This is a genomic window from Brevibacterium jeotgali, assembly GCF_900169175.1.
Taxonomy (GTDB): Bacteria; Actinomycetota; Actinomycetes; order Actinomycetales; family Brevibacteriaceae; genus Brevibacterium; species Brevibacterium jeotgali.
This window is the reverse complement of the sequence record NZ_FXZM01000011.1, coordinates 92951-110937: the sequence shown is the minus strand read 5'-3', so window position 1 is coordinate 110937 and position 17987 is coordinate 92951. Positions and strand designations below refer to the sequence as shown.

The 17987-nt window shown below is 68.3% G+C and carries 17 protein-coding genes and 1 tRNA gene; 10 read left to right on the top strand and 8 right to left on the bottom strand.

Features of this window, described 5'->3' with window-relative positions; all coding sequences use genetic code 11:
• Window positions 1–303: 303 nt before the first annotated feature.
• Both BJEO58_RS11610 and BJEO58_RS15000 read left to right on the top strand, forming a co-directional pair.
• Complete coding sequence (locus BJEO58_RS11610) at window positions 304–2070, top strand: sodium:solute symporter family protein (protein WP_101589639.1); 1767 nt, start codon at window positions 304–306, stop codon at window positions 2068–2070.
• Between the two features lies 1 nt (window position 2071).
• Window positions 2072–2209 carry a putative transporter small subunit gene (locus tag BJEO58_RS15000; RefSeq protein ID WP_180951935.1) on the top strand — a complete coding sequence of 46 codons (138 nt, stop codon included), beginning with the start codon at window positions 2072–2074 and terminating at the stop codon, window positions 2207–2209.
• 83 nt (window positions 2210–2292) lie between these two features.
• Here the strand turns inward: BJEO58_RS15000 and BJEO58_RS11605 are convergent, their stop codons facing one another.
• The 4 genes from BJEO58_RS11605 to BJEO58_RS11590 form a co-directional block, all read right to left on the bottom strand.
• Window positions 2293–2862 (bottom strand): isochorismatase family protein, encoded by a 570-nt coding sequence (locus tag BJEO58_RS11605; protein ID WP_101589638.1) that lies wholly within the window; start codon window positions 2860–2862, stop codon window positions 2293–2295.
• Window positions 2859–3194: a hypothetical protein gene (locus BJEO58_RS11600; RefSeq protein ID WP_101589637.1), complete on the bottom strand. Its 336-nt coding sequence runs from the start codon at window positions 3192–3194 to the stop codon at window positions 2859–2861. Before BJEO58_RS11600 ends, BJEO58_RS11605 begins: the two co-directional genes overlap by 4 nt.
• 100 nt (window positions 3195–3294) lie before the next feature.
• The gene (locus BJEO58_RS11595) at window positions 3295–4512 is read right to left on the bottom strand and encodes a hypothetical protein (RefSeq protein WP_144573805.1); all 1218 of its coding nucleotides are present in this window, start codon (window positions 4510–4512) and stop codon (window positions 3295–3297) included.
• Window positions 4513–4701: 189 nt separating this feature from the next.
• The gene (locus tag BJEO58_RS11590) at window positions 4702–6582 is read right to left on the bottom strand and encodes a hypothetical protein (protein ID WP_101589635.1); all 1881 of its coding nucleotides are present in this window, start codon (window positions 6580–6582) and stop codon (window positions 4702–4704) included.
• Window positions 6583–7043: 461 nt separating this feature from the next.
• Here BJEO58_RS11590 and BJEO58_RS11585 point away from each other — a divergent pair.
• Window positions 7044–7119, top strand: a tRNA-His gene (locus tag BJEO58_RS11585).
• A gap of 107 nt (window positions 7120–7226) precedes the next feature.
• Here BJEO58_RS11585 and BJEO58_RS11580 read toward each other — a convergent pair.
• Entirely contained in the window at window positions 7227–7862 is a 636-nt protein-coding gene (locus BJEO58_RS11580; protein WP_101589634.1) for a hypothetical protein, read from the bottom strand.
• 127 nt (window positions 7863–7989) lie between these two features.
• Here BJEO58_RS11580 and BJEO58_RS11575 point away from each other — a divergent pair, with 127 nt between their 5' ends.
• On the top strand, window positions 7990–8916 hold the full coding sequence (locus tag BJEO58_RS11575) for an SCO6745 family protein (protein ID WP_101589633.1): 927 nt from the start codon (window positions 7990–7992) through the stop codon (window positions 8914–8916).
• Between the two features lie 102 nt (window positions 8917–9018).
• Here BJEO58_RS11575 and orn read toward each other — a convergent pair whose 3' ends face one another.
• On the bottom strand, window positions 9019–9633 hold the full coding sequence (gene orn, locus BJEO58_RS11570; protein ID WP_101589632.1) for an oligoribonuclease: 615 nt from the start codon (window positions 9631–9633) through the stop codon (window positions 9019–9021).
• 184 nt (window positions 9634–9817) lie between these two features.
• On the opposite strand from orn, the gene BJEO58_RS11565 reads away from it, so the two are divergent.
• The 4 genes from BJEO58_RS11565 (at window position 9818) to BJEO58_RS11550 (ending at window position 14431) form a co-directional block, all read left to right on the top strand.
• Window positions 9818–11569, top strand: a complete 1752-nt coding sequence (locus tag BJEO58_RS11565; RefSeq protein WP_246075945.1) for a DUF8094 domain-containing protein — start codon at window positions 9818–9820, stop codon at window positions 11567–11569.
• Between the two features lie 72 nt (window positions 11570–11641).
• A complete protein-coding gene (locus BJEO58_RS11560) occupies window positions 11642–12646 on the top strand; it encodes a tetratricopeptide repeat protein (protein ID WP_101589631.1) in 1005 nt (334 codons plus the stop codon).
• Between the two features lie 10 nt (window positions 12647–12656).
• Window positions 12657–13370: a hypothetical protein gene (locus BJEO58_RS11555; RefSeq protein WP_101589630.1), complete on the top strand. Its 714-nt coding sequence runs from the start codon at window positions 12657–12659 to the stop codon at window positions 13368–13370.
• Window positions 13371–13399: 29 nt separating this feature from the next.
• The gene (locus tag BJEO58_RS11550; RefSeq protein ID WP_101589629.1) at window positions 13400–14431 is read left to right on the top strand and encodes a DUF8094 domain-containing protein; all 1032 of its coding nucleotides are present in this window, start codon (window positions 13400–13402) and stop codon (window positions 14429–14431) included.
• A gap of 22 nt (window positions 14432–14453) precedes the next feature.
• On the opposite strand, the gene BJEO58_RS11545 is transcribed toward BJEO58_RS11550, so the two are convergent.
• Together BJEO58_RS11545 and BJEO58_RS11540 are read right to left on the bottom strand one after the other, a co-directional pair.
• The gene (locus tag BJEO58_RS11545; protein WP_101589628.1) at window positions 14454–14966 is read right to left on the bottom strand and encodes a hypothetical protein; all 513 of its coding nucleotides are present in this window, start codon (window positions 14964–14966) and stop codon (window positions 14454–14456) included.
• Between the two features lie 97 nt (window positions 14967–15063).
• Entirely contained in the window at window positions 15064–15414 is a 351-nt protein-coding gene (locus BJEO58_RS11540) for a hypothetical protein (protein ID WP_101589627.1), read from the bottom strand.
• A 106-nt stretch (window positions 15415–15520) separates the two neighbouring features.
• Here BJEO58_RS11540 and BJEO58_RS11535 point away from each other — a divergent pair, with 106 nt between their 5' ends.
• Both BJEO58_RS11535 and mnmA read left to right on the top strand, forming a co-directional pair.
• Window positions 15521–16765 (top strand): cysteine desulfurase family protein, encoded by a 1245-nt coding sequence (locus BJEO58_RS11535; RefSeq protein WP_101589626.1) that lies wholly within the window; start codon window positions 15521–15523, stop codon window positions 16763–16765.
• Entirely contained in the window at window positions 16762–17946 is a 1185-nt protein-coding gene (mnmA, locus tag BJEO58_RS11530; RefSeq protein ID WP_101589625.1) for a tRNA 2-thiouridine(34) synthase MnmA, read from the top strand. Before BJEO58_RS11535 ends, mnmA begins: the two co-directional genes overlap by 4 nt.
• Window positions 17947–17987: the final 41 nt, after the last annotated feature.

The following is a 17987-nucleotide window of genomic DNA, read 5'->3' as shown; positions in this document are numbered from 1 at the left end:
GGCGGTGACGCGCTGTAGAGCCACGCCACTGGCGCCGACCCCGCACCACAGAGACCAGGGCGGTCGTGTGTCTTCTCACAGCGGCCCCGCCCTGCCCTCGAGCCGTCGAGCATCTCCGAGCCGGAAGCAGTCGAACACGAGAGCGTGAAGGGAAGTGATTGATCGAGCGAGGGGCATGTGCGCGTCGCTAGATGACCTTCCGCGGATCTTCGCCCCCGCGGGACGGGACGTGCAGGACCTGACCGCAGCCGGGAACCCCCGGTTGCGCAAGATTCTCACCCAACGTCGAAAGGGAGGTGGCGCATGAATGACTCTTCTGCAGTACAGTTCGGCGCCGTAACCATCGTACTGCTGCTCGTCGTCTTCTACGGAGGCACCTACGCGATCTCGCGGGTGATCCGGAAGAAGAAGGAGAACGCCGACGAGTACATGACAGCCGGCAATAAGATCGGCTTCGGCATCTCTGCCGCGAGTATGACTGCAACGTGGATCTGGGCCTCGTCGATGTACGCGTCAGCGTCATCAGGCTACGAATACGGGGTGTCCGGCCCCATCCACTACGGGCTCTGGGGTGCCCTGATGATTCTCTTCATCTACCCCTTCGGCAAGCGCATCCGCAGTGTCGCCCCCAAGGCGCACAGCATCGCGGAGGTCATGTACGCGCGCCACGGCCGCTCGAGCCAGCTCATGCTCGCGGGATCCAACGTGGTCGGCAGCGTCATCAGCCTCATGTCGAACTTCATCGCAGGCGGCGTGCTGATCTCCATGCTGTCGCCGTTCAATTTCATCCAGGGCGTCCTCGCAGTGGCCGCCGGTGTGCTCCTCTACACCCTGTGGTCGGGCTTCCGCGCGTCCGTGCTGACCGACTTCATCCAGGTCATGGCGATGCTCGGAGCGGTGGCGGTCATCGTGCCGTTCATCTTCTTCGCCGCAGGATTCCCCGCCGCATTCGAGACGGGTGCGCAGAACCTCACCCCTGCACAGGGCAGCTTCTTCTCCAGTGAGGCGTTCCTCGGACAGGGCGCTCCCTACATCGCGGCGGTGCTCGCATACGCGATCGGCAACCAGACGATCGCGCAGCGACTCTTCGCAGTGCGCGAAGACCTCATCAAGCCCACGTTCCTCACCGCGACGATCGGGTACGGCGCCATGGTGATCGGCGTCGGCATGATCGGTGTGCTCGCGCTGTACCTGGGCTTCGAACCCTCGAACGGCGATGTCAACAACATCATTCCGGAGATGGCCGCAAGCTATCTCCCGGGCATCCTGCTCGCAGTGTTCTTCGTCATGATCATCGGCGCGCTGTCGTCGACGGCGGATTCGGACCTCGCGGCCCTGTCCTCGATCATGATGGCCGACGTCTACGGCCAGAACGTCGCGGGCAAGGAGAAGGCGAACCCCAAGACGATGCTCTTCATCGGTCGTCTGACGATGATCCTGGCCTCCGCGGTCGCGGTCGCGTTCGCCAGCCTGCAGCTCAATATCCTCGACCTGCTGGTGTTCGTCGGTGCGCTGTGGGGAGCACTCGTGTTCCCCGTGCTCGCCAGCTTCTACTGGGGCAAGGTCACGAACAAGGCGTTCACGACTGCAGTGATCGCGGCACTCGTGATCTTCATCCCGGTGCGGTTCGAGCTGGTTCCGCTCGTCGGTCCGCTCGGGATCCTCGTCGACATCCTGTCGGCGGTCGGCATCGCCGTCATCCTGGGTCTCATGTCGTTCGGATTCTTCGGCCTGCGTGTGGCGAAGATCGTCGCGGGAGCGGCACTCCTGCTGTCGGCGCCGTTCGTCATCGGATTCCTGCACGACTACGCGACTCTCAGCGCATCGCTCGTCGCCTACGCGGTGAGCACGCTGGTCTGCTACTTCATGTCCTTCCGTCAGAAGGATGACTTCGACTTCTCGCTCATCCGCAAGCGCACGGGTGACTTCGACGAGTCGGAGGACGAGGACACAGTCGTGGCAGAGGCTGCAGACGCGCCCGGAGCAGCAGACCGCTCCGCTGTCGCGATCGACGACTCCCCGCGGAGCAGTGGGGGATCCGCATCCGTTCCCAAGAAGGAGGACAACTGATATGAGCGTAGGAATAGTGACACTCACCGCGTACAGCCTCGTGTGGCCCGTCCTGGTGGCCGTCGTGATGACCATCATCGGGCGCTCCTTCTTCAAGGAGTGGAAGGAAGCCCACGACGAGGGGATCTCCCTCGTCTGACCTGGTCTGATCACAGATGAGAGCGGGGCGCCACAGATCTCTGTGGCGCCCCGCTCTCATGTGCTGGGACTGTTCAGCGCGGCTCAGACGAGAGTCGCCCCCTTCGCGACGAGTTCGTCCAGTGCGGCGAGGGATGAGTCCTCTCCCACCCCGGCGATGAGGTCCGTGAGGACGCGGACCTCCGCGACGTGGTCGAGGGCGTCCAGACCTGACGCGCGCACGCAGTGGTCGGTGGCGAGGCCGACGATATCGAGCTGCTCGACGCCGACGAGGAGCTCCGCCAGACGCGTTCCGTCCTCCGTGACACCGTCGAACGCGGAGTATCCGTGCGCGCCCTGCCCCTTCTTCACGTGATGGGTCAGAGGAGCTGTGTCGAGTTCCGGATCGTACTCCGCCCCTGCTGTTCCCGCGACGCAGTGCACCGGCCAGTTCGTGACGAAGTCCGGCTCGCCGGTCGCGAAGTGCCCGTCGTTGTCGCCGTCGGCATCGTGCCAGTCACGGGAGGCGACGATCAGCTCGTAGTCGGCTCCGCTGTCGCGGAGCAGGACGGTCACGCCGGCGGCGACCGCATCGCCACCGCTCACGCCGAGAGCACCGCCCTCGGTGAAGTCGTTCTGCACGTCCACGATGAGCAGCGCCGTGCGAGTGGTCATGCCTCGACCTCTCCCGGCATCCTCTCGACGGGGAAGTGCAGTGCACGCTTCTCCGCTATGGCAGTCCGGAAGCGTGCGAGCAGTTCCTCGTCGGGTGCCGCTTCGTCCTGATCGCTGTAGGCGAAGTGGATCGGGGCCGCCGCGGTCAGATAGAAGGTCCGATATCCCGACGCTTTGCCGATGATCACGTGGAACGTCACGCGCACACCACGGCCGTGGTCGAATTCGTCGAACAGTGCGACTTCGAGTGTCCTGGCCTCATGCGCGGGGAAACTCAGTGCGAGTGAATTCTCCTTGTCGAGGCCGTAGACGAACGTACCCTTTGCGGTCATAGCGTCCCCTTCCGGGCGGTGGCGCCGACTGTGCGGCGGCTGAATGGACGGGAGCGCGGATCCGGCTCCCTCACCTCACACGGTACGGGACATCCGGGGGTCAGTCCTTGCGGCGTCGACCCGCCACGAAGAGTATGAAGCCGATCGCGGCCGCCCCGATCGCAACAACAACTCCGATCTGCCACGGCACGCCGTCGCGGCCGTCCCCGTCGTCGGAGGAATCGGTTGCGAGATCGTCGGAGTCCTGTTCGTCGTCTCCGGCCTGCGGCTCCGCACTCTCCTCGTCGTCCGGGGTGATCGAGTCGTCGTCGTCCGCACCCGGGGGCTGTGGGACCGGATCGGAGTAGTCAGGACGCTGCGGGCCCGTCGGCACCCAATCATCGTCCCCGCTCGGCACTTCTTCGCGGGAGTCGTCGCTGTCGCCGTCATCCGATCCGTTGCCGGTCGATGGATCGTCCAGGATGTCATCACCCCGGTCGTCCTCGGAGTCCTCCTCGTCCGATCCATCGCCGTCGCCCTCGTCCACAGGGTCGTCGCCGTCATCAGGGTCATCCGTCGGCGGAGGCGGAGAGGACGGCTCATCGGTGGGATCCGGGTCGTCGGGAGGACTCGGTGTGGGGTCCTGCGTGGGGTCCGGAGTGGGAGGCGGTGTGGGAGACGGTTCGGGGGGCGGGCCCGGCTCTGGACTTTCGGACTCCTGGGGCTCGTCCGGCTCGTCCGGAGTGGTCTCGGAGACCTCTCCTATCGTCCCGTCGTCGGCGACATCGAAGGCGAATGTCCTCTCGCCCTCCTCGTTGGCATTCGGGCGAAACCGTTCCCCCTCTGGGTGATCGGGGGTGACGAGATCGAGCGCAGCGCGGTTCTCCGTCAGAACGAAGTCGCGCTCTTCCCCCTGGGGGTCCGGGAGTGGGATGTGTATGTCGGAGTGATCGAAGTCCTCGTCCTCAGCGTCGAAGAGATCCCCGCTGCCGTCGTAGAGCGCGAAGGTGTCTCGGTCGGAGGCGCTGCGAACACCGAACGAGCCGTCCGGCAGCACTGATTCGTCCTCGTCCTGACCGGGCGACTCATCGCCTTCCGGTTCGTTCTGAGGCTCCTCCGACTGGTCGTCGTCGGGGGCGCCGCTGGGTTCGGGGGACGCGGAAGGCTCATCCGTCGGGGTCGCTGTGGCGATCGGCACCGCTGCAGTCGTACCCAGCACACTGATTCCGCTGCCCGCCACGGACCCGGAAGCGGGTGCGCCGATCATCGCGGGCGCGCTGACGAGCGCTGCCGTGACGGCAGCGGAGAGCGCCGTGCGAGCGAGCATGGGTGAAGACACGTGGGAGAACCTTCTGTGGCGGATGGGCCGGAGCGACCTCGTCATCCTATCCAGCGGGTGCGCGTCGGTGCGATCAGCGCGTGGACAATTCTTACACATCGCGTTGCAGGTGGCGACAAGCACATCGCGGGTGGTGCGGAATGGGGGCCAGGCAGAGCGACCGGAGGCACCGCACGGCGTGGATTCGGGTCATCCTGCAGGGTACGCGGTGATCCGGTCGGCACCCGTACGAGTGATGGCGAACCGCGAGTCGTCCGTGACGGCGAGGAGGTCTGCGTTGGTGGAGAATGCTGTCGGCGCGTCGGACTGGAGCCCTCCTGCGATGACCGGCTCGCCGTTCAGGGTGCCGGGCACGAGGTTGCCGCGGGGCTCTCCGAACTGCATGCCGGAATCCGTTCCGTCCAGAATGAGCAGCCCGGTGTCGAGGTCGTAGAGGTAGGGGCCGACCGATGCGAGCGAATACCCCTGACCTCGAGTCCACCCTGCTTCGCCGATGTCCGCGCTGGAGACTTCGTTGATGGAGGCGACCGCGCCGTCGTCCAGGCTGTGGACGACGAGCTGCAGTCGGTGGCCGCTGTTCGTGCTGGCGCCGGGGTCGCCCCACACGCTGATCGCGAGGCCGTGCCCGGCGGACTTCCACTCCTTGATCTCCAGGCCTTCCCCTGGGCTCTCCAGCTCGACCTCGGCCTTCTCGCCGGTGTCGATGTCTGTTCGCGAGAGGGGGCCGTTGAACGGTGAGCTGATGAGCTCGTCTCCGTCCAGGGCCATGGGGGTGGAGCCCGGTGCGGGTGTCGGAACGGACACGAGGCCCTCTTCGCCCAGAGTGCTGAGGGCGTTCCCGTCGCGGATCAGCACGGAGGTGCCCGCCGACGAGAGCCGGGCCTCAGGGGTCAGCTCGTATTCGATGGGTTGCGATTCTCCGTCGAGGAGGGCCTGCACGGTCTCGTCGTGCTGCCAGACGAGGGCCGGCTGACCGTCCACGGTGGTGTCTGCGGCGAAGGTCACGGACCCGTCGTACGACTCCTGGTGTCGCTCAGAGCCGTCTGCCGGATCGATGATCGTGACCTCGTCGCCGTCGACGACCAGCACGCCGCGGGAGGTCGCTGTCACGGACGCATTCTGCGGGACCCTGGTCTCCCATGCTGCGTCGGAGGCGAATCCGGGTACTGGAGTGGAGGCGTCCGCCTGTGTGAGAGGGGCGCGGGTGGGTGCCTGTGAGTTCTGCGCCGAATCCGAGTCGTCGGGCGTGGGAGTTCCGATGAAGTTCGGCAGGAAGAAGAGGACGGCGGCCAGGACCAGAAGCGCGATCAGCACGATGCTCGGTACGGTGAGTCGGGTACTGCTCCGCCTCCGACGAGCGGATGCGCTGCGCGGCGCAGTGGCCCGGCGAGTCACGGCACGTCGGGTGCCGGCGCTCCGTTCCGAGCCCATCGGTCCCGAACTCGTTCCGTTCGTGCCGTCAGCCGGAGTCGACTCCGCGTCCGCGGCGGAGGAAGCGCGTGCATGGTCCCCTGCCGGTGCCCGATCGATGCGCCGAGTGGACGGAGTGGGCTGGGGGGCTGCCGGTCCTGAGTAGGCAGTGCCGATCGGGTAGGCGGGGCCTTCAGCGTCGGTCGGCACGGACGACTCCGCCAGCGAGGTGGTCGACGCTGGGTCCGCGGCTGTCGGAGAGTCGCTGGGCGGTGACTGCGGCGACTGCGGCGACTGCGGTGCCGTGAGCGGCTGCGTCGGGACGTCGTCGTCCGGCTCCTCCAGGATATGCGGATGGCTGCGCGGTGGGGCGGCGGGATCCGTCTGCGGCCGTGGCGGCGCTGGCGACGGATCCTCGGGAGGCGCTGTGGGGGAGAGGGGGGCCGGTGAGCCTGCCTGTACCTGCCCGGTCGCAGCGATCGTGAGCGAACTGAGCGTCGTTCCGTCCGAGATGGCCACAGCGATGTCGTGGGAGGTCTCGCGGGCCCAGTGGGTCAGCTGCGTCATCGCCGACCCCAGATCCGGATGCTCCGTGCTCTGGCCGGCGATCGTCACCTGGGCGCTGCGGTCCGGCGCCACGGTGATGCTCGCATGATGCATGACAGTCGGGACCCTCTGACTCCAAAGTCGTAGTGGTGCGTTCTCCGGTGGCGCGGCCTGAGAACGGTAGTTCAGTTCGTGCGCGCCCGCGTCGGCAGCGCAGTCCAGTGTATGAGCGCAGATCCCTCGGAACAGCACTCGTGGGCGCACTGAGTCCGAAAAGTTACAGGCCCAGATGAGAGGGGTGGGGTGTGTGCCGCTGGGCGGACCGAAGGTGATGCACATCATCATCAGGGCGTCGCACGTCCCCGGGCGGGTTCGGCCCACCCTGCTGCCGGGCCCGCCCGGCCGACGAGCCCGCCCGGCCGACGAGCCCGCCCGGCCGACGAGCCCGCACCACGGGGCGGGGTCGGTCGAATCGAGACGAGTCGCACCGGAACCGGGAGCGCTTGTCCCTCGATTGGCGAACGGTGCGCAGAAGGTCTAAACTCTTCTCTGTCGCCTGCGTGCAAGCGACGATGGTGGCTATAGCTCAGTCGGTAGAGCACCGCGTTGTGGTCGCGGGGGCCGCGGGTTCAAGTCCCGTTAGCCACCCCATTTGTCCTGAGTCGCGACATCGTTGACAGACGATGTCGCGACTCAGGCTTTTTTGTGCCGTTTCGCCGGGGCGGCTCCCGCCGTTCCCGCCCCGGCTGGCGGGCGCCTCAGGTGAGCAGCAGGACTGCGCTGCAGGCGAGGAGGGCTGCTGCCAGGACGGCCGCCGCGATGAACCCGCCGCGAACAGGGCGTGCCTGCGACGGGAGAGGCGCATCCGCCGAGGTCGGACGCGCGCGACCTGAGTCGATGGCGTGCCGAGGTGGTGCGGGCGGTGCGTCATCGGTGACGGTGCGCCGATGGGCCGCTTCTCTCTGGTGTGGCCGGACGCGGTCGTCCGGAGGTGTCAGCGGCGGCGCCGGGTCGCAGTGCGCCGTGAACGTCCGGCGATGGTCGGCGGAGGCTCTCGACGGGACGGCGCTGGCGAAGCCGGCCGGCGTGGCCGGATCTTCCGGGGTCGCGGGGAGTGCTCGGGTGGGGGTCGAGGCGTCGGACCGTGCGCGTGTAGGCGCGTCTGTGAGTGCTGGCGCGTCCGGGGGTGTGTGCAGGCGACCTCCCGCGTCGATGACGAGGGTCAGTCGTGTGCCGGCGTCGTCGACCTCTACATGGATGCCGGTCTCGCACATGCGCGCCTGTGCGCAGAGGCGTGTGAGCGCATAGCCGATCGACGGCTCCATGATGCGGCGGCCGTCGATGTGGGCTTCGGGGAAGCGTCCCTCGGAGACGGAGATCGTCGCTCTCTGCATGCTGCTGCACTCCTGCTCGGGCGGTCAGGGGGCCGCCGGTTCGCTGGTGGCTCGGACTGTGCGCCGTGCGTGTCCGGCACGCGATCAGTGCGTGACGTGCATCACGCGATGTCGTTAGGGTTGAGGCATGACACGCACCTCACTGACCCGATCAGCCACGAAGCGCCTCGACACGCTCCACTCCGCCTCCTACTTCGCTCCCACCATGACGAAGGCGCTCGAGGGCGCCGGCGTCCCGGTGGAAGCGCACTACCTCGCGCAGAGGTCCGCGCCTCTGGGCGCGCCTTCGGCAGAGCTCGTCGTCGCGACGTTCTTCAACTACGCACCCGCCTATGTCGCCACCCAGGTCCCCGCCTGCTGGGAGGCGGTTCGCCCGGCGGAGGTCACGACGGCGCGGATCGCCGGAGTCGAGGCGATGAGCGCCGAGATCCTCGCTTCCGACGCAGCTGCGACGGCCGGTCTGGATCGGGCCGGCTTCGACGCGCTGGTGGAGCGGATCCTCGAGCGCCTGCAGCCTGTCCTGGACGCACAGTCGCTGAGCGGTCGCCCACTCTACGCGGCTCACGTCCGCGCCGTGGCCGAGGCTCGTGCTGAGGACCCGGGCCTGCAGTCCGCAGTCGATCTGTGGACGGCGGTCACCCTCCTGCGCGAGCACCGGGGCGACGCGCACATCGCGGCCCTCGTGACGGTGGGACTCAGCGGACTCGAGGCGATCGTGCTCGACAGCGCGTCGGGACGCTCCTTCTACCCGTGGTCGATGCGGAAGACTCGCGGATGGACAGAGGAGGAATGGCGGGAGACTGCGAAGGCGCTCGCCGCACGTGGTCTGCTCACCTCCGCCGGTGACGATGCTCACCTGACGGACGCCGGTGCGGCTCTCAAGGAAGACGCTGAGAACCGCACGGACGCTGCGGTCGCCGCTGCCTGGGACGTTCTCGATGACGACGCGCTGTCCGCGCTCGCAGATGATGCGAAGGTCGTGGCGAAGCTCGTCCTGGGCTCCGGCATCCTCCCGTCCAAGCTGTTCGGCCATGGGAGCGACTCGAAGCGCTGAGCGCCGAATCCGATACGGGCCGGCCCAGTCGGTGACCCGCCGCGCCGGCCCTGCCCGGAGTGGCAGGGCCGGCCCGTCGGACCACGTCCGAGTCCGGCCCGGTCAGTCCTGCTCGGACGCATAGGCGGCGACGACCTCGCCGGCGATGGCCCGGGCCTCGGCGGACGAGGGCTCCGTCTCCCGGAAGACCGCCCGACGATAGTAGGCGAGCTCCCGGATCGAGTCCTGGATGTCGCCCAGCGCGCGGTGGCCGCCCGTCTTCTCCGGGGACTGGAAGTACGCGCGGGGGTGCCACCGGCGCGCCAGTTCCTTGACGGAGGAGACGTCGAGGATCCGATAGTGCAGGTGATCGACCACCTCCGGCATCTGCTTGACCAGGAACGCCTTGTCCGTGCCGACGGAGTTGCCGCCCAGCGGCGCCTTCCCCGCCGTCGGGACGTGTGCGCGGATGTAGGCGAGCACCTGCGCCTGCGCATCCTCCACCGTCGTGCCGCCGTCCAGCTCCGTGATGAGCCCCGAGGTCGTGTGCATCGTGGTGACGAAGTCGCCCATGTTCTCGAGCGCCCGGTCGGAGGGGCGGATGACGATGTCGATGCCGTCGTCCTGCGGATTGAGGTCGAAGTCCGTGACGATCACGGCGACTTCGACGAGTTCGTCGACGTCCAGGTCCAGACCGGTCATCTCACAGTCGATCCAGACGATTCTCTCTGCAGCCATGAGCTGATCCTATGCCGTCGCCCCGGGTGCTTCGGGAGCGGCTGTGGTCGACGGCACCTCCTGACCGGATCGCGAAAGCTTCCTGACCGGCAGGTTCGAGTCCCGCGTCCGTGCGGTTCGCTAGACTCGGACTGTTCCAGGGAAGACTCTGACTGAGCTTCCGACGCCGACGAAGGGGACCAGCGTGCGCTACGTGCTGCCTGCCGTGATCGTCGTGATCGGGTTGATCACGGGGATGTTCGGTGTCCTGCAGAAGACGGTTTGGGCACCCGACGACACGAGGACCGCCTCCGTGCAGCTCGACGGACCGGGTCCCGTCGTCGTGGTCGAACCCGGGGTGCTCAACCTCTACGACACCCCCGCGACGCTCACAGCGACCGCGACCGCAGCGGACCAGGAGATCACGATCTCTCGGACCACGAAGGAGAATGCGGACTTCTGGGTGGGGGCATCGGACGCCACGCGGATCGTGGGGCTGGCGGAGGAGGACTCGCTCGAGTCGCGCACCTTCACCGGCGGCGAAGGTGCTCCCGAGGCCGGCCCGACTGATGTTCCCGCTGACGAGGCGGCCGAAGACGAGGCGGCCGAAGACGAGGCCGCAGAGCCGGACCCCGAAGAGCTCGCCACCGTCCCCGCCCCGGGCGGAGCGGACCTGTGGGAGGCCACGGAGTCCGGCGAGGGCACCGTGTCCTGGGATTTCGACGAGGACGCGGGCCGCACAGCATTCGTCATCGGCACGGACGGCGAGCAGCCCGCCGCCTCAGACGTCTCGATCACGTGGCCGAACGACACGGCGACCCCGTGGGCCATCCCGCTCATGATCGGCGGCGGTGTGATCGTGCTGATCGGACTGGGGGTGGGCTTCATGTCCCTCCGCAGCGCCAAGCGCGACAAGGAGCGCAGGACTGCGCGCCAGGAGCGTCGCCGCAAGCTCGCGGAGACGGGCTCCGCCTTCGCGATCGTCCCCGTCATCGCTCTGGCGGGCTGCGGACCCGCGGAGCTGCCTCAGCCGGACCCGGATCCCGCGCCCACCGACGCGGGTCCCGCAGTGACGGATGATCAGATCGCGTCCATCCTCGACAAGGCGCGGAGCACGGTCGCCGGGGCGGACGAAGAATTGGACGAGGACGCACTCGCGGAGCGCGCATCCGGGCCCTTCCTGGCGCAGCGGTCCGCCGCATACGACGTCAAGGACGCGTCCGAGGACTTCGAACTGCCACCGGGCGTCGCGGACGGCGACGTGGAGGTCAACTTCACCGCGGCGACCGACACGTGGCCCCGTGCGACGTCCGTGATCGTCGAGGACACGGAGATCGAGCAGAGCCGGCTGCTGGTCCTCGCGCAGTCCGATGCCCGCGCCGACTACACGGTGTGGTCGCAGACGGTGCTCCAGCCGGGTGCGGAGATCCCGGAGATCTCCGACCCCCGCGAGGGCTCCGCACTACTCGACCCGGAGGCCGGCGGCTACCGACTGCTCCCGAACGAAGTGCCCGCGGCCTATGCCGACGTCCTGTCCGAGGGCGACGAATCCGACAGCGCGGAGGCGTTCGAGGAGGACGCATTCGCCAGCCAGGTGCGGTCCAACCAGGCCTCGCAGAGTGACGAGCTGGAGGCCGGCGGGGCGGAAGTCACCTTCTCCTATGCAGGCGATGACTCGCAGCTCACCGCGATGGAGGCGGCGGACGGCAGTGCCGTGGTCACCGGAGTGGTCGAGGCCGAATCCACGATCTCGCCGGACAGCACCGAATCGACCACCGGCACTCTCACCATCCCCTCGCCAGCGGCGGACGTCATCGGAGAGACTGAGACATCGGAGGACCTCACGCAGACCAGTACGGTCATCGCGACGTGGGTGGTTCCGGCCGGCGCACAGGAACCGATCCGACTGGTGGGCGTGAATGAGACCTTCACAGGCGCGTCGGTGGGCACCGAGTGACGGCAGGAATGCCCCAGCCCCGCGCCTGAACGACGACCAGTCCGTCTCACGACCAGTTCAGAGGAGAGACACGTGACACAGTCACCGCACGACAGCCCAGCACACGCAGCACACGCAGGACACGCAGCGCAGCCCGGTCAGCCGGGTCAGCCCGGGCAGGAGGGCCTCGACCTCTCCGCTGTCCGGTCACGGAACACGCCCTCCGCGGAGTCGACCTCCGGAGCGGGCGCGGCACCCGCCGGAGGGTCGCTCCCGCCGAACGCAGTGAGGGTGTCGGGACTCGTCTTCGACAGCGACGAAGCACAGTTCGAGGACCTCGTCGCGCTGTCGAACGATGTGCCGGTCATCATCGACCTCTGGGCCGAATGGTGCGAACCGTGCAAGCAGCTGAGCCCGATCCTCGAACGCGTCGTCGAATCGTACGGGGGCAGGGTGGTGCTCGCGAAGATCGACGTCGACGCGAACCCGCGCATCCAGCAGGCCTTCCAGGTGCAGTCGATCCCCACCGTCGTCGCACTCCTCAAGGGCCAGCCCGCACCGCTGTTCCAGGGCGCGCAGCCGGAGCAGCAGATCCGCCAGGTGTTCGACCAGGTCATCGAGGTCGCAGGACAGCAGGGCATGACGAAGACCGCCGTCCCGCTGGACGACGCGGAGGCGCCGGAACCGGGTCCTGCTCATCCCGAGGCACTCGCCGCGCTCGAATCCGGAGACTTCGACGGTGCAGAGGCGATCTTCCGCGCCGCGCTCGCAGAGGCGCCGGCGGATGCAGAGGCGAAGCTGGGACTCGTGCGCGTCGCGATGCTCAAGCGGACGCAGGACCTGGATCCTGCAGCTGTCCTCGCCGCGGCGTCCGCCGCACCCAAGGACATCGACGCTGCGCTGCAGGCAGCCGACGTCGAACTGGTCCAGGGTGACCCGGCAGCTGCGTTCTCCCGCCTGCTGGGCCTCCTGCCGACGGCCGCACCTGACGACAAGGAGCGTCTGCGGCTGCGTCTGCTGGACCTGTTCGAGGTGGTGGGCGCTGAAGATCCCCGGGTCGTCAAGGCACGTGGCCGGCTGATGCGGGCACTGTTCTGAGGCGACCGCGATGATCCGTGTGGCCATCGGCCTGATCTGCGCTGTGGGTGGACTCGTCCTCGCGGCGCTGTCCGCATCCGCCTTGTCCGTCGTCGGCACCGCAGAGGTCACGGAGACGGAACCGTTCGCGGTGGAGGACGAGGCGTACGCCCTCCTGCTCGACCAGGCGATCGTGCCGTTCGAGAAGACCGAGGCGACACTCACGGTCGAATCCGATCAGGAGCTGTTCATCGGCACGGCGAACGGCGTGGATGCCGATGACTACCTCACGGGCGTCGCTCATGAGGAGATCACGGACGTCGACTTCCCGGATACCGCGGTCCACCGGACCGTCGCCGGGGAGCCGGCCCCCGTGAGCGCACCGGACTCCCGTGACTGGTGGACGCACACGGACACCGGCACGACTGTGAGCCACACCTTCGATCTCGAGGCTGAACCGCAGGTGATCGTGGTCGCTCCCGCTGCAGAGGACGGCAACCTCGCAGGTGCCCAGGTGACACTGTCGATGGACGTGCACGAGGTCCTGGGCCTCTCGATCGCCGGCTTCGCCGGTGCGGTCGCTCTGCTGGGACTCGGCGCGTTCTATCTGCTGCGCTGGTGGTTCGGCCGCTTCCGTCCCCGCCCCAGGCCGCGCCAGCGCCGTGGGGGAGCGGGCCGTGACCGTGCAGGCGTCGGTGCTGGCGCCGACGCCGCAGCCCGTGGTGCGACTGGAGGTGCGGTGTGAGGGCGTACGACATGAAAGGACCGCGATCCATGGGCCGACTCCTGCGCCGCCGTGGAATGAAACGGTTCGGGGCCCTTCTCTCCGGCGGCCTGGTGACCGGACTGGCGCTGAGTGCCTGCGCCGACATCCCCCAGCCCGCTCGGCCGCAGCTGACCCCGTACGAGCGACCCGCCGTGCGTTCCGGCGACGCCGGCAGCTTCCTCACGACCTATGCGGAGAGCCTCGACCAGGCGCTGGGTGAGGAGCCCAGCGCGCTCGAGCCGCTGCAGACGGGTCCGCTGCTCGAGCGGACGCGGGCGGAGATGCTCATCGCTGAGCAGTCCGGCACGACGCTCGGTGCATCGAGCTACACGGACGTGGTCGCGGGCGGGCCCCTGTTCAGCGAGTACCCGATGTGGTTCATGGCGTTCGCGACCCCTGAAGGGGATGACTCTGAAGAGGTCCAGGCGATGCTCGCGACCCGGGATTCGGCTGCTGCGGACTGGAAGGTCGCGGAGTCGCTGTTCGTCCCGGCGGAGGCGCAGCCGACGATCCTCGCAGACCAGCAGGGCGCCGTCGAGCAGGCTCCGGACGCGCACTCGGAGGCGGCGGACGCACTCGTGGGGCAGGCGAGTGAGTACCTCGCCTCGGGCGACGTACCCGAAGGTGGCCCGAACTTCGAAGAGGCGGGCTTCGCGGACTTCCGCGACTACGTCGCGGATCTGGGCGCCGATGACACGGGCTTCTCCGACGTGGGAGTCGAATGCGCACCGTACGAAGAGGTGCCGCTGGGGGACTACGCGCTCGCGACAGAGGGCGGCGGTGTGAGCTTCGCGGAGTCCCGCTGCACTCTCACGGTCAACGTTCCGGAGTCCTACTTCGTCGACCTGGGCGATGAGATCGAAGCCGTCATGACGACCGATTCGGAGGGCAGCGTCATCACGATCGATGTCGCCCAGCCGATGCTGATCACGACGGCAGGTGACACGGCATCGGTGTTCTCACCGGGCTGGTACATGCTGTCCTCGGAGACCTCCGACGGCGGAGGTGCCGACGAGGCCGGGGACGACGGGGAGGAGTGAGCGGGGCTGGACGTCGACGTGCTCAGCCGTGCCGAGTCTCGACACCGCGCCGGGCCTCGACACCGCGCTGGACCCGGCGCAGCCACCACAGGCCGATGAAGGGCAGCACGAGCGGAACGAACCCGTAGCCCAGCCCGAACGCGGACCACACGCTGTCGTGCGCGAAGTACTCAGGGTGCGTGAAGCTCAGCGTTCCGACGACCAGGACGCCGACGCCCTCGAAGATGCAGGCGGCGACGGCGATGTGGTGCGACGCGCGGCTGCCGATGACCAGGCAGACGGTCGCGAGGATGTACACGACGGCGGACAGTGCCGACAGGGTGTATGCGAACGGCGCCTCGGAGAACTTCAGCAGCAGCTGGTAGGTGACGCGGCCGACAGCGGCGAAGGCGAGCATCCCGTAGACGGCGGTGAGGAAGCGGCCGGGGCCGGTGTGGATCGCAGAGTACGGCGATCGCGCGGCACGGGCGGCGCTGCGTTCGGAACGCGCGGCGGCGCGCGCCTCACGTGCTGAGCGCGGGGTCTCGTGTGCCATGTCCCGGCCTCTCGTTCTATGCATCCTGTCAGTCCTCCGCTTCCTGCCGCACGGCACTGCCGGAGTGCGTCCTCGTCGTCCGGGTGTGCGCCGAGGCTCACATCCAGATCTGGTTCATCCGCTCGATCATGACCGCGACCGTCGCTCCGGCAGCGGCGAGGACCGCAGGCCCCCAGCGAGTGAGCTCCGCATACGCCCATGCTCCTGCGAGAGGAACCAGCATCAGTGCGGTGAGCAGGTAGCCGAAGAAGAGGATCCCGTCCGTGCTGGGCGACTGGCCCCACATCAGCACCGACACGACGGTCTGGATGAGGAGCATCGTCAGGAGCAGTCCTGTGCCGACGAGCGTCCACCGCCCGGCGGCGCGATTGCGCAGAGCGAGGATCAGGGACACGACTGCGAGCAGCAGCGAGAAGCCGATGAGGAGGTACGTGAGTTCCGGAATCACGGGAACATTCTACGGCGGTCGCGGCGGGCAGGGTTCTCCGCCCCTGACCCAGCGGTCTCCTCGTCACGGGCCCTGCGCACAGGCGCCTTCGGTACACTCCTGTGCAGTGCGAGCCTATTTCGATTTCGCCGCGACCTCCCCGATGGATGACGAGGTCCTCGCGGCATACACACAGGAGCTGCGTGCCGTGGGCAACCCGTCCTCACTGCACGCGGAGGGCCAGTCTGCACGCATGCGGATGGAGTCCGCCCGGGCGCGCATCGCCGCAGCCGTCGGGGCGGAACCCGCGGAGGTCGTCCTCACGTCCGGGGGGACGGAGGCGGACAACCTCGCGCTCAAGGGCATCCACGCCGCACGGAACGCTGAGGGGGCTCACCGGCCTCGGCTGCTCGTCTCCACGATCGAGCACCACGCGATCCTCGACCCCGCGGAGCACCTCGAATCCCACGGCGTCGACGTGGTCTGGCTGCCCGTCGACCGGCAGGGGCGCGTCGATCTCGAGGCGCTGAGAGCGGCGATCGAAGACGACCCGGAATCGGTGAGCCTGGTGTCCGTGATGCTCGCGAACAACGAGATCGGCACGGTGCAGCCGCTCGAGGAGATCGTCGCGCTCGCGCATCCGCACGGGATCCCCGTCCACACCGACGCGGTGCAGGCATTGGGACAGATCCCGCTGGACTTCACCGCGCTGGGCGTCGACGCGATGAGCCTCTCCGCCCACAAGGTGGCGGGACCGGTGGGGGTGGGCGCGCTCGTCCTGTCCCGCGGCCTGGCACCCGTGCCCCTTCTGCACGGCGGTGGACAGGAGCGCAGCGTCCGCTCCGGCACACTCGACGTGGCAGGTGCGACGGCGTTCGCGACCGCAGCAGAGCTCGCCGCCGCTCATCTCACCGACGGCACTTCCGCCCGCACGGCTGCCCTGAGGGACCGGCTGGCCGAGGGCATCCGCGGACAGATCCCGGATGCGATCCTCACCGGTGCAGGACTCGAGGGCGACGGCGATCATCCCCGCGAGGACGGTCGGCCCGGGCGACTGCCTGCGAACCTCCATGTCGTCTTCCCCGGGTGCGAAGGGGACTCGCTCCTCTTCCTGCTCGATGCGGCCGGTTTCGCGACGTCGACGGGGTCTGCCTGCCAGGCGGGAGTCTCGCGTCCCTCCCACGTGCTCATGGCGTGCGGATTCGACGAGGATCAGGCCCGCTCCACTCAGCGGTTCTCGCTGGGACCGGACACCACCCGCGAGCAGGTCGACGCGCTCCTTCGCGCACTGCCGGAGGTTGTGGAGCGTTCACGCCGGGCGGGTATGGTGTCCGCATCGCCGCGCTGGGCACATTCGGGAGGTGCAAGATGAAGGTTCTGGCTGCCATGTCCGGGGGAGTGGACTCTGCGGTCGCAGCCGCACGCGCAGTCGACGCCGGTCACGACGTCGTCGGCGTCCACCTCGCACTGTCGCGGATGCCGGGCACACTGAGGACCGGTTCGCGGGGCTGCTGCACCATCGAGGACTCCCGTGACGCTCATATCGTCGCTGGCATGCTCGACATCCCGTATTACGTGTGGGACTTCTCCGAGCGCTTCAAGGAAGACGTCGTCGACGACTTCATCGCCGAGTACGCGAATGGGCGCACACCGAACCCCTGCATGCGCTGCAACGAGCGGATCAAATTCGCGGCGCTGCTGGACCGCGCGCTCGCCCTGGGCTTCGACGCGGTCGCCACCGGGCACTATGCGGAGATCCGCCGGGCCGACGACGGCACGACAGAGCTGCACCGCGGGGTGGACCTCAACAAGGACCAGAGCTATGTCCTGGGCGTCCTGACCCCGGAACAGCTGGAGCACTGCCTGTTCCCGATCGGCGCATCCGCGTCGAAGGCGGAGGTCCGGGCGGAGGCCGAGCAGCGCGGGTTCCCCGTCGCGAACAAGCCGGACTCCTACGACATCTGCTTCATCCCCGACGGGGATACGAAGGCGTGGCTCACGGACAAGATCCCGATGCGGCCGGGGCTCATCGAGGACGAGTCCGGAGACGTGCTGGGCGACCACGACGGCGCGACGACCTACACGGTCGGCCAGCGCAGGGGACTGGGCATCGAACGCCCCTCTGCGGACGGTCAGCCGCGCTACGTCCTGGGCGTGGACCCCGCGCGCAACACCGTGACCGTGGGGCCCAGGGAGGCTCTCTCCGTCGATGAGCTGGAAGGTATCCGCACGTCCTGGGCCGGGCCGGCGCCGTCGGACATGGGCGCATCGGAGGACTCCGGCATCGACTGCGAGGTGCAGATCCGGGCGCACGCGGACCCCGTGCCCGCCCGCGTCTGGCTGGGCGAGCTGCGGACGGAGGCACCTGCCGCAGAGACCGACCCGCTGGGTCCGGTCGTTCCCCGACCGCGACCTGCCGGCCAGGTGCTGCGTGTGCTGGTGCAGGAGCCGCTGCGCGGAGTCGCTCCGGGGCAGACGATGGTGGTCTATCGAGGATCGCGGGTGCTGGGGCAGGCGACGATCGATCGCGCGCGCAACCGGGCACGGGCATGAGCAGACCTCCACGAGGACGTCGCATCGCGAGTATGACCGGG